Here is an 11,321-nt window from a genome sequence, read left to right as displayed (position 1 = left end):
GGGGTCTTGGGACTTTTGCTATCAAAAATCTATCAGGGGCCAAATATCAAAGGTAAAATTGTCGCGTTAATTCTGGTGGTTTGCGCGTCTTTGTTGGATTCAGTATAGCACCTTATAGGACACAATGCAATATTATCATCACTTCCGTACTTGCTGGATAAGGGCTTTTGCCTCGTCTTTTTTCAGTACCTTTCCATATGACACTACTTTCCCATCTACGACCAGCGCCGGGGTGGACATTACACCGTAGGCGGCTATCTGCGTAAAGTCTGTCACATGGTCGATGGTTGTATCCATTCCCAATTCTGAAAGAGCCTCGCGGGCGGCTTCCTCCAGCGCGTTACACTTCGCGCAGCCAGTTCCCAACACCTTAACACCAGCGGCGGCCTTTGCAGCCTCCGCTTGCGCCATTGTGTCAGCGTTGCAGTTGCCACCACAGCAGCAACCTTTTGTTTCCTCTTTCTTCTTTCCAAACAGTCCCATCGAAAATACCTCCTATTTTAAATTAGTATGAATTGGAACGCATTAAACAGATAACCGACAATGATGATGCCAACGGTACAGATGCCAATGAACAGGGCAAGCAGTTTCGGCTTGACAGCCTTGCGAAGCATAATCATAGACGGCAGGCTTAAAGTGGTGACAGCCATCATAAAAGATAAGATTGTGCCAAGCTGTGCGCCTTTAGAAAGCAGAGCCTCCGCGACAGGAATTGTACCGAAAATATCTGCATACATAGGGACGCCCACCAACGTTGCAAGAAACACGCCAAAAGGATTGTTGCTACCCAAAACGGCCTCAATCCAACTTTCCGGAATCCAGTTATGAATCACCGCGCCGATACCGACGCCAACCAGAATGTAGGGAAAGACCTTTTTGAATGTTCCAAGCATCTGCTCTTTTGCGAAAGATAATCGCTCTTTCTTCGTAAGGATAGGGGATTCAATATCCACACCGCCCGCAGAAAGAATAAAACTTTCAACGTGTTTTTCCATATGCAGTTTTTCTATAATCGTACCGCCTACCACGGCTATAATGAGGCCGACCACCACATAAATGACGGCGACTTTCGCTCCAAAAATGCTCATAAGAAGTACCAGACTTCCTAAGTCCACCATCGGAGAAGAAATCAAAAAGGAGAACGTCACACCAAGGGGCAGCCCCGCGCTGGTGAAACCAATGAACAGCGGGATAGACGAACAGGAACAAAACGGCGTTACCGTTCCAAGCAGCGCGGAAACGATATTCGCCCAAATACCGTGGAATCGCCCCAAAATACGTTTGCTTCGCTCCGGGGGGAAGTAGCTCTGAATGTAAGAAATAGCAAAAATCAGGAAACAGAGCAAAATCGTGATTTTCAGCACATCATAAATAAAGAATTGGACGCTGCCGCCGATGCGCCCGCCCACGTCCAGCCCCAAGGCCGAGAGGCCCAAACCGATTAGCTCATTCAGCCACTTCATGCCAAGAACTTGATTTTGAATGAAATCCCAAATACCCACAACAAGACCTCGCTTTCAAATTGTTGGACAACATATCAATAATTTTTGATGTGTTGTCTTGAAGGAAACGCCATCCCAATTCAGATGGCGTTTATTTATCGCGTTGTGTATAATCACCCTCCCGCTCCGTAGTAGGCGTAGTAAGAGCCAGCAACAGATTCACCGCTTTTTCCCTGCCGGTTGCGCTTAATCGGTAATGCGTCCATTTGCCTTCTTGACGGCTTACCACTAGGCCGGAATCACACAGTATCTTCATGTGGTAGGAAAGGCCCGACTGCGTTAAGTCCATCGGCTCTTGCAGGACACAGGCGCACTTCTCGCCGCTGCGTAATTGCTCCAGAATGGCAAGTCGCTTTGGGTCACAGAGAGACTTAAACACTTTGGCGTTATTTTGATGTGTCGTATCCATGCGTTCACCTCACATCAAATTATCTTGATATGATTAGTATATGCGCTTCTGGCTCATTTGTCAACCATAAATTCAAAAAAATTAGCACAGGCCCCAAACTCCGTCAACGGTCGAGATGAACGGCGCGTACCGCGCCGCCGTTGACAGGGCTTGGAGCCTGCGCTGGTGAGCAGACAAGGGGTTAAGGCTTGCCTTAACCCCTTGGGTTCAACTGGCCATAATGTCACGCTTTTGACGCTTGCAAAGCCAGTATCCATGCGACTTCACGAGAGCATATCAAGGGGGGGCTGTATCCTATGACCTGTACCCCCAAAAATAGCCTCCTTATTGCCCGCAGAGCGTCAACGCTGTTGTGTCACTTGCCGTTGCTGTTTTTGTTTCCCAAACATATGGGAAAGACCTTGCTGTTCAAGTACGGACTGATACCATTTTACGGATTGGCGCAGTTCACAATTCTCCTGTTCCAGCTTCCCAACGTTCAACTGACTACGGATAGATTTCAGTTCATCGCGTTCCCGTATGACGCCCGCCAGCTTTGTTTTTAGGTCCGCTATGGTCTTTTCAGCGGCCTTTAGCAGCTTTTCCAGTCTGCCACTTTTCTTTTCTTGAACGACATATTTCTGCGCCGCTGTCAGCAACATTTGGTAATCCTGCCGTTCCAGCATAACTTTAGAGGAAAGAGGGACATTTTTGGCATCAATATTTTCGACGGCCTTTATGTCTACTTGCTGCTTTTGCAGTTTGGCAATGGATTGTTCCAGCGTCATGACTTCCGCTTGTCGTTCCTGCTTTTTGAAATCCAAAACGGACAGATGTTCATTGTGTGTGCCAAGCTGTTCCCACTCAATGCCGTGACGCTCCATGACCTGCGCCAACGTCTGTTTCTCTGCGTTAATCCACTGATTAAATTCTGTGTCGCCCCGGCTGCCGCCCTCGAAGCCTTGGGCCGCCAGCGCCTTTTTCATGGAAACCCGCGTATCCAATCCACGCTTGCTGTCGGTGGTAAAGGGGACAAAGTCGATATGTAAATGCGGCGTCGCTTCGTCCATATGCAGGTGGGCCGAGAACACGCGGAGATGGGGATTGCGCTCCTGAAAACTGCACATAAATTCGTCCAGCACCGCCTTGGCCTGCTCTCCCTCTGGCGTTCCGACAGCGGTATTCTTGACGCTGCCTATCTGGAAAATGACTTCATGGAATAGCTTCTCCTGTTTGCCGGTACGGATATGCTCGTAATAATCAGCTATTTTCCGGTCGCTTCGTTTCTGTTTGGCGTTATAGCGTTCCAGCGCCGCGCCAAACAGTTCCGTATAGACAGTGCGTAAATCCTCATGCAAGTAAGTGATGTTGTCGGCTGTTCGGCTGCGGTCGATATTCTCCGCGATAAAATCGCGGTTGTTGTGGGTCAGCGAACCTTTCCCGACCATACCGCTGATTGTCCTACGCAAACATTATCACGCTCCTTTTTCGCCGCTGATGCGGCGGCCTTTGTTACTTTCTGCGAAAGTAACGCAAAAGCACTTTTGACAGCTACGCCATCAAAAGCGCCCTTGCGCTCTCCGAGGGGGAATAGGGGCGTTGCCCCTGTTGCCTGCGGGCAACCACCCCAACAGGGCCGCCCTTTGAAAAGGGCGCCCTGTACCCCGCCTAAACTTTTGTCCGTGACAGCCGTGACGACCGTGACGATGTTTCCAACACCGTACCCGTTCCCCATAAGGCCGTCACAGCCGTCACGGTCGTCACGCTTGGGGCAAAAGCGTGAGCTTGATGTTCCTGCCAGCGTGGGTTCGGACGCTGGCATACTGGATATGATAATCGTTCAGTAGCTTGCCCGCCCGGATATTCAGCCGCATGGCGAGCGCGTTAGGCTTCATGTCGGCTCGCAGCGCCGCCGTTAAGTCCGTGGCTGTCCCACTCCATTCCGGCCTGTCCGATGTCACCAACGCGGCCACGGCTTCCAGTACCAGGTCGGGCGGTTCTCTCCACAGCTCATTTTCTGTCCGTTCCAACTGCCACACCAGCCTCTCCATGTCCCTTGTGAGATAAAGCCGCTGGTCTTGTTGGTCGCGCCCCGAAATATCCAGTACGGCGGCATTGTCCGTCCGTCTTTCCTTTTGAAGCAGAAACGCACCGTCCGCAGCGCCGAGCAGGCCGTTGGTGCCGGAAATCATGTCAAACTTATCGTCCGCCTGTTGTTTCCGGGTATGATGTACCAGCAGGAGGCAGACGCCGCTGCGATCAGCGATCTGTTTGAGCCTCCCGACGATTTCATAATCGTTAGCATAGCTGAACTTATCGCCACCCGCCTCCCGGATTTTTTGCAGGGTATCAATGATAATGAGCTTTGTGTCGCTATGCTCCCGGACAAACTTTTCAAGCTGTTCGTCGAGGCCAGCGCCGAGCTGCTTTGCACAGATGGCAAAGTGCAGGTTCTCCGTGCTGTCCGTTCCAAACATACGATATAACCGTTCCTGCAAGCGCCTGTAATCGTCCTCCAACGCCAGATAGAGGACAGTTCCTTTATGGACGTGGTATTTCCAAAGGGAAAGCCCGGTGCTGACATGATAGGCAAGCTGCGCCATGAGGAACGACTTGCCCACCTTGGGCGCACCTACAAAAAGATAGGTTCCCGCATGGAGCAGGCCGTCGATAATTGGCGGCCTGCTCTGATAGATATTTTCGTACAGCTCGTTCATGGAAACCGTGTGCAGATATGCCGGGTCATTGTATCGCTGCATCTGCCGCAAAATTTCGTCAATGTTTTCATCTGAGGGATTGTTTTCTTGAAACGTCTCTGATATACTGGATTCAGTGATTTTCGGAATCGGCTGTCCTCCGCCTGCGCCAACAGACGGAACAAGGGCAGTCGTTTTTGCTTGTTCGGTAATAATCATTCGCAATCCTCCCTCATGCCCTGCATCGTGACTGTAATCAGTTCAATGGTTTCTAAAAGTTCATCGCTGACCGGTTCACCGGTTCCGATGCGCCGCAGTTCTTCCAGCACAGTGGCGAGCTGGTCGCGCAGGGCCTTGTAAACCCTTGGATTACCCTGCACCACCACATCACGGCACAGCAGACGCCGTGTGATGTAGTCCTGTTTGGTGAGGCCGGAAAGCCGGACAGCAATCTCGATTTGTTCATCTTCTTCCGGCGACACCCGGAACGCGACCGTTTTGTTGCGCCAGCGATTCTTGTTGTCCCTGTTTTTGAGCGACATAGTTAAGCCCCTTTCCGTTCTGTATTCAGTTTGTCCGCCATCTCTGTTTGCCGCGTGGGGAACAGATGGGCGTATCGGTAAGTAATGTCGATGTTTTCATGACCCACCCGGTCGGCAATCGCCAGCGCCGTGAATCCCATATCAATCAACAATGAGATGTGCGAATGTCTGAGGTCGTGGATTCTGATTTTCTTGACGCCGGTTGCCTTGCAGCCTCGTTCCATCTCGTGTTTCAGATAGTGCTTGCTGATGGGGAAGATACGTTCATCTGTCCCGGCGCTGTAAAACATCTTCAAATAGTCCTGCATTTCCTCACAGAGAAATTCAGGCATTTTAATAACGCGGTTGCTCTTTTTGGTCTTGGGCGTGGTAATCACGTCCTGCCCTTTCAAGCGTTGATACGATTTGTTAATGGAAACCATTTCCGCCTGGAAATCAAAGTCGGCGGCGGTCAGGGCAAGCAGTTCCCCCTCACGGATACCGCACCAGTAGAGCATTTCAAACGCATAATAGGACAAGGGCTTATCCATCATGGCGTCGGCAAATTTCAGATATTCGTCCTTTGTCCAGAACAACATCTCCCGCCGTTCCTCCACGCCCATGTTTCCGGCCTTTGCCGCTGGATTGATTTGCAGGCCGTAGTAGCGGATCGCGTGGTTGAAAATGGCGCTCAACTGGTTATGTATGGTTTTCAGATAGGTCGGGGAGTAGGATTTACCGCTTTCGTCGGAAAGTTCCCGCATCTCGTTCTGCCAGTCCATAATGTCCTTGGCGGAGATTTCCGACAGCTTCCGACTTTTGAAGTAGGGCAGGATTTTCTTCTGAATGATGCTCTCTTTCGTCAGCCATGTGTTCAGCTTCAATTTGGGCTTCATGTCCCGTTCGTAGAGCTGGACGAAGTTTTCAAACGTCATATTGATGTCGGCCTGCTTCTGCATCAGAAATTCCCGTTCCCACGCCAGCGCGTCCCGCTTGGTGGGGAAACCGCGCTTCAACTTCTGCTGCCGTTCTCCTTTCCAGTCGGTATAACGAAACTGGACATACCATATGCCGTTGTCCTTATTTTTGAAAGCCGCCATGTTAGCAACTCCTTTCGCTTTGGCCCCGTGTGCCATAGAATTTTTCATAGAAGAATTTCCGGTCAATCCGGCCTGAAATGGTGATGCAGCCCGTTTTCTTCAATTCCTCATTCATGGAGCGAATCAGCTTGTAGGCATAGGCCACGGAAACGCCTAGCTCCTCAGCCACTTCTTCCACGCGCATAAACATTTTTCCAGCCATTTGTGTTATCTCCTCCATTTTTTGTTAAATTACCCTCTTTGGGCTTGATTGGAGTTTGCCGCTTCCTCCGATTGTCGTTCCTGCCCCAAATATTGCGGCGTTCTCTCTGCCTTGGTACGCTTCGCCTTTCGGCATCTTGGCGCTACTTCCCCGGCAGGGTATCCCATTCGGACGGTCATTCAATTTTCAAGGTTCTCTAAGCATATTTGCTTAATTCCATTATACTAAACATTAAAGTTTAAGTCAAGGGGTTTGCAAGAGAATTTCTTAACTTTTTTGCTTAGTTTTCTCTTGACTATACTTAAACAGATATGCTATACTATATTCGACAGGAAATGTAGAATGGGAGTGGCGATAATGGCAATTGGCGAACGGATTCATTTTTTTAGAAACCTGCGGGGCATGACGCAGAAATATCTTGGCAGTGCGGTGGGCTTTCCAGAAAAGACCGCCGACGTGCGCATGGCGCAGTACGAATCCGGCACCCGAACGCCAAAGGCCGACCTGACCGCCGCCCTTGCTCAAACGCTGGACGTGTCGCCGCAGGCTCTTGACATTCCCGACATCGACAGCAACGTCGGCCTGATGCACACATTATTTGCGCTGGAAGATTTACGCGGGCTGAAAATAGGGGAGATTGACGGGGAACTCTGTATCCGGCTGGATAAGGCCAAAGGACGCACCTATGAGGAAATGTTTAAGATGCTCGACGCTTGGCGGCAGCAGGCCGCGAAGCTGGAAGCGGGGGAGATAACCAAAGAGGAATACGACCAGTGGCGGTACAGGTATCCCGAATTTGATACCACGCAACGGCGGGCAAGGGTGCTTTCACAAGGATTGAGCGATATGCTGATAGAAGATTTCAAGAAGCAATCAAAACCCTGAAAATAGCAAAAAAGGTCTTGCCAACTGCGAAAGTCGGCAAGACCTTTTTTCATGGATAAGGATATTCACCTGTAAACCGCTTGTCACACGGGAGTGAAAAAAGTAAGCGGTAAAATGGCGGCTGCTATCAATCTGCTATCAAACGGCGGGGTTCGCCTCCACAAAGCGCCTGTTTATGCGGCTTTGCGGGCTGCGTTTCTTATTCCCACTCGATCGTAGCCGGCGGCTTGCTCGTGATATCATACACGATGCGGTTGATGTTCTTCACCTCGTTGACGATGCGGCTGCTGGCCTTTTCCAGCACCTCATACGGGATCTTCGCCCAGTCCGCGGTCATAAAATCATTGGTGGTGACGCCGCGCAGGGCCAATGTGTAGTCATAGGTGCGTCCGTCGCCCATGACGCCGACCGAACGCATCGAGGTCAGCACTGCAAAGTACTGATGGATGTCCCGGTCGAGCTTTGCGTTCGCGATCTCCTCGCGGAAGATGGCGTCCGCATCCTGCAGCGTTTCAAGCTTCTCCTCGGTGATATCGCCGATGACGCGGATGGCCAGACCCGGACCCGGGAACGGCTGTCTCCAGACCAGATAATCCGGCAGTCCAAGCTCCTCGCCGAGCTTTCGCACCTCATCCTTGAACAGCAGTCTGAGCGGCTCGATGATCTCCTTGAAATCGACATAATCCGGCAGTCCGCCGACGTTGTGATGGCTCTTGATGACCGCCGCGTCGCCCGCGCCGGACTCGATGACATCCGGATAGATGGTGCCCTGCGCGAGGAAATCGACGGTTCCGATCTTTTTGGCCTCCTCCTCGAACACGCGGATGAACTCCTCGCCGATGATCTTGCGCTTGGTTTCCGGGTCGGATACGCCGCGAAGTCTCTGCAAAAAACGTTCCTTCGCGTCCACGCGCACAAAATGGATGCCGCTGTTCGCGAAGACCTGTTCGACCTCGTCGCCCTCGTTCTTGCGCAGCAGGCCGTGATCCACAAAGATGCAGGTGAGCTGGCTGCCGACCGCCTGGGAAAGCAGCTCGGCCGCGACCGAGCTGTCCACGCCGCCCGAGAGCGCGAGGAGCACCCTGCCATCTCCTACCGTTTTGCGGACGTCCTGGATCGCGGTCTGCTTGTAGTCCTGCATCGACCAATCGCCCTTCGCGCCGCATATTTTATAAAGGAAGTTGTGCAGCATCTGCATGCCGTTTTTGGTGTGCATGACCTCCGGATGGAACTGTACACCGTAGAGCATCCGCTCTACGTGCTGCATGGCGGCCGTCGGACACTCGTTTGTGTGCGCGACCGCTTCAAAGCCTGCTGGAAGCGTCTCGATGTAATCGGTATGGCTCATCCAGGACACGCCCTCTTTTGGCAGGCCGGAGAACAGTGCGCTGTCTGTATTGTAAACCGTATTGGTCTTTCCATATTCGCGCGCACGGGCCGACTGTACGGTTCCGCCGAGCGCATGCGCCATACACTGGATGCCGTAGCAGATGCCAAGCACCGGAATGCCCAGCTCGAATACCCGCGGATCACAGGACGGGGAATTCTCCGCATAGATGCTGTTCGGTCCGCCGGTAAAGATGATGCCGATCGGGTTCATCTTTTTGATCTCCCCGACAGGCATGTTATACGGATGCACTTCGCAGTACACGCCGCATTCCCTGACACGCCGTGCAATCAGCTGGTTGTATTGTCCGCCAAAATCCAAAACCAAAACATTCTGATGCTTCATCTATCTTTCTACCTTCCCTTACTAATTTTCTTCGGATACTATTATGCGGTTTTTCCTGTAAAAAAACAAGCCTTGAAACATGAATTTTCGGATTCGATCGATTTTTCTGTCTTTTCTGAGAAAAACCGGGTATGTTTGCGTTTCGCATGCAGAAAATATAGGCAGGATCATCTTATGATGCGCAATTAGCACAGGGCAGATGCGGAAAGCTCGGACCATATAGCATACGTCTGACATCGTTCAGCCGTTTTTTCATTTGATTGAAAAAATGGGTGAGTTGGAGACTGCCGGCCTGTATTCCGTTTTCCTGTATGCGTTCAGGCTTCAGCATATTCGCCCGTGCCGTTTTGCGGCTCAATTTTTTATAACAGTCCGATTACTTTTATGGAGGTATCTTCCTATGAAACACAGATATCGCGTTGGCGTTTTGACACTGGTACTGTCCATCCTGCTTGCGACCAGCGTCGGCGCATGGGACCTGTTTTCCGTTCCGGCGGCCGTCCCGCAGACGCAGCGCACCGCGGCGGTCAGCTTTCAGCAGGGTAAAACCTATGCCTTTTCCGCCGAGGATATGGAGAAAAAGCTGCAGCTCCCGGCCGGCGAGCTGCAGGGCATCACGATCACCGCGCTGCCGGACGAGAAGGACGGCGTGCTGTACTGCCGCGACCGGAAGGTTCAGAACTACGAGCAGCTTTCGCGCGGCGACATCGACGAGCTGACTTTCGTATCGACCGGGGACGCCGGCAACTGCACGTTCTCCTTCATCCCCAAGATCAGCGAGAATGTGCGCGCGACCATCAGCATGCTGGTGTCAACCGGTGTGAACACCCCTCCGCGCGTTGAGAACGCCTCGTTCAGCACGCTTTCCGCCACCGCGCTGCGCGGACGCGTATCGGCCTTCGATGCCGAGAATGACGCCCTGCAGATCCGGCTTTCCCAGAAACCACAGAAGGGCGAAATCAAATTTGACGGGCTCAGCTTTACCTACACGCCGTTCTATGGCATGAGCGGCAAGGACACCTTCCAATTCTATGCCGTGGACGCCGCGGGCAACGACTCCGAAGAGGCGGTCATGCAGATCGACATCGAGGAGCAGAACAAAACCTGCACTTACGCGGATATGTCCGACAACACCTATGCATACGCGGCGTCCAAGCTGCTGGAGCACGGACTTGTTCAGGGGGAGCAGATCGGTTCCATCCGGCTTTTCCGTCCGGCCGACCAGGTCAAACGCTATGAATATGTCCTGATGCTGCTGGGCGTGACCGGACGGGAAAAGAACCTGCCCGCCTGTGTGAACACCGGCCTTGCCAACGATGGGGAGATCGCCCCCTATTTAAAGCCGTATGTTAAAAAAGCGGTTGAAGAGGGCATCATCACCGAATCGAGCTTTGCCGCGGACGAGGTCATCACGCGCGCTGAAGCCGTTGTATTGACGAACCGCGCCGCGGCCATCAAGAAGGTCAGCGGATACAACCTCAACTACGACGACACCGGGGATATCCCGGAATGGGCGCTGCAGTCCTACATCGACCTGTGCGCCTACCGCATGATCGATCTGCCGGACAATCTTGCGAGACCGAATGCCGCGCTTACCCGCGACTTTTCAGCGGACCTGCTCTGGCAGCTCAAAAAGTACCACGACAAGGTGCGCTGAACGATTCAGGTGCTATGATGATGGATGTATTAAGATTGGCGGATTATGAAATCCGATGATTTTATTAAAAGAAGCACTTTATACCTTTCAGCGTTAATAACAGTTTCTTGGCTTGAGCGGCAGCTCCTATACTCAGATGTATAGGAGCTGCCGCTCTCTGTATAGAGGAGATCAGCAAACTGGAAAAACACTGGTATCACTTCTGCGGCAGAATTTTGAAACCGGCCAAAACGGGAAAACCATAGCCGCTTTCCATCAAGACTGACCTGCAAACATGTTTCTGTGCGTTTCCAACAGGTTGCGCATCCCTCTTTTTAGTGATTGTGCACAAAAACGCAGCGAATATTTTTTACAACAAAAATCACTATTTTTGTTCTATCTATATTGAATAATTCGTAGAAATTATATATAATAGTGCTTGAGTGATGAAACTGCAGACCGGATAATTGGATTTTTCTGTTATCACTCCGGTCGAATATCCTTTAAAATCCAGATATTTTTGTGTAAATTGCAACAATTGTCGGGACAGGCCCTTTTTACATGACAGACCGGATGCGCCTATCATCCGGCTCCTCACCACGGCGGCGGTCCTGGCTGCATTGTGGCAATTCTGCAGATATCACCACAATATCGCATCT

Annotated in this window: 11 protein-coding genes; 2 read left to right on the top strand and 9 right to left on the bottom strand. The window is 51.6% G+C overall.

Annotation, left to right across the window (positions count from 1 at the left end; genetic code table 11):
* Nucleotides 1–138: 138 nt before the first annotated feature.
* The 8 genes from BN348_RS03075 to BN348_RS03035 form a co-directional block, all read right to left on the bottom strand.
* Nucleotides 139–483 carry a thioredoxin family protein gene (locus BN348_RS03075; protein ID WP_040196110.1) on the bottom strand — a complete coding sequence of 115 codons (345 nt, stop codon included), beginning with the start codon at nt 481–483 and terminating at the stop codon, nt 139–141.
* A 17-nt stretch (nt 484–500) separates the two neighbouring features.
* Nucleotides 501–1,463: a permease gene (locus tag BN348_RS03070; RefSeq protein ID WP_052446673.1), complete on the bottom strand. Its 963-nt coding sequence runs from the start codon at nt 1,461–1,463 to the stop codon at nt 501–503.
* A gap of 130 nt (nt 1,464–1,593) precedes the next feature.
* The gene (locus BN348_RS03065; protein ID WP_040196107.1) at nt 1,594–1,911 is read right to left on the bottom strand and encodes an ArsR/SmtB family transcription factor; all 318 of its coding nucleotides are present in this window, start codon (nt 1,909–1,911) and stop codon (nt 1,594–1,596) included.
* Nucleotides 1,912–2,252: 341 nt separating this feature from the next.
* Nucleotides 2,253–3,359 (bottom strand): plasmid recombination protein, encoded by a 1,107-nt coding sequence (locus BN348_RS03060; protein WP_420885250.1) that lies wholly within the window; start codon nt 3,357–3,359, stop codon nt 2,253–2,255.
* 291 nt (nt 3,360–3,650) lie between these two features.
* On the bottom strand, nt 3,651–4,802 hold the full coding sequence (locus BN348_RS03050; protein WP_478209977.1) for a helicase RepA family protein: 1,152 nt from the start codon (nt 4,800–4,802) through the stop codon (nt 3,651–3,653).
* Entirely contained in the window at nt 4,802–5,128 is a 327-nt protein-coding gene (locus BN348_RS03045) for a plasmid mobilization protein (protein WP_040196101.1), read from the bottom strand. The genes BN348_RS03050 and BN348_RS03045 overlap by 1 nt, the downstream gene beginning before the upstream one ends.
* Before the next feature lie 2 nt (nt 5,129–5,130).
* A complete protein-coding gene (locus BN348_RS03040; protein ID WP_040196100.1) occupies nt 5,131–6,207 on the bottom strand; it encodes a site-specific integrase in 1,077 nt (358 codons plus the stop codon).
* 1 nt (nt 6,208) lies between these two features.
* Nucleotides 6,209–6,409: a MerR family transcriptional regulator gene (locus BN348_RS03035; protein ID WP_040196204.1), complete on the bottom strand. Its 201-nt coding sequence runs from the start codon at nt 6,407–6,409 to the stop codon at nt 6,209–6,211.
* A 357-nt stretch (nt 6,410–6,766) separates the two neighbouring features.
* Here BN348_RS03035 and BN348_RS03030 point away from each other — a divergent pair, with 357 nt between their 5' ends.
* Nucleotides 6,767–7,294, top strand: a complete 528-nt coding sequence (locus BN348_RS03030; RefSeq protein ID WP_040196202.1) for a helix-turn-helix domain-containing protein — start codon at nt 6,767–6,769, stop codon at nt 7,292–7,294.
* A 199-nt stretch (nt 7,295–7,493) separates the two neighbouring features.
* Here BN348_RS03030 and guaA read toward each other — a convergent pair whose 3' ends face one another.
* Nucleotides 7,494–9,026 (bottom strand): glutamine-hydrolyzing GMP synthase, encoded by a 1,533-nt coding sequence (gene guaA / locus BN348_RS03025; RefSeq protein ID WP_040196099.1) that lies wholly within the window; start codon nt 9,024–9,026, stop codon nt 7,494–7,496.
* 400 nt (nt 9,027–9,426) lie between these two features.
* On the opposite strand from guaA, the gene BN348_RS03015 reads away from it, so the two are divergent.
* Complete coding sequence (locus BN348_RS03015; RefSeq protein WP_040196097.1) at nt 9,427–10,683, top strand: Ig-like domain-containing protein; 1,257 nt, start codon at nt 9,427–9,429, stop codon at nt 10,681–10,683.
* Nucleotides 10,684–11,321 lie beyond the last annotated feature (638 nt).

The organism is Candidatus Soleaferrea massiliensis AP7 (genome assembly GCF_000820765.1).
Taxonomy (GTDB): domain Bacteria; phylum Bacillota; class Clostridia; order Oscillospirales; family Ruminococcaceae; genus Soleaferrea; species Soleaferrea massiliensis.
Note: the sequence above shows the minus strand (reverse complement) of the source record. Positions and strands in the feature narration are given on the sequence as shown.

Coding starts and splice junctions, on each gene's coding strand:
- BN348_RS03075 (WP_040196110.1), bottom strand. CDS start 483: ATGGGACTGTTTGGAAAGAAGAAAGAGGAAACAAAAGGTTGCTGCTGT.
- BN348_RS03070 (WP_052446673.1), bottom strand. CDS start 1,463: ATGAAGTGGCTGAATGAGCTAATCGGTTTGGGCCTCTCGGCCTTGGGG.
- BN348_RS03065 (WP_040196107.1), bottom strand. CDS start 1,911: ATGGATACGACACATCAAAATAACGCCAAAGTGTTTAAGTCTCTCTGT.
- BN348_RS03045 (WP_040196101.1), bottom strand. CDS start 5,128: ATGTCGCTCAAAAACAGGGACAACAAGAATCGCTGGCGCAACAAAACG.
- BN348_RS03040 (WP_040196100.1), bottom strand. CDS start 6,207: ATGGCGGCTTTCAAAAATAAGGACAACGGCATATGGTATGTCCAGTTT.
- BN348_RS03035 (WP_040196204.1), bottom strand. CDS start 6,409: ATGGCTGGAAAAATGTTTATGCGCGTGGAAGAAGTGGCTGAGGAGCTA.
- BN348_RS03030 (WP_040196202.1), top strand. CDS start 6,767: ATGGCAATTGGCGAACGGATTCATTTTTTTAGAAACCTGCGGGGCATG.
- guaA (WP_040196099.1), bottom strand. CDS start 9,026: ATGAAGCATCAGAATGTTTTGGTTTTGGATTTTGGCGGACAATACAAC.
- BN348_RS03015 (WP_040196097.1), top strand. CDS start 9,427: ATGAAACACAGATATCGCGTTGGCGTTTTGACACTGGTACTGTCCATC.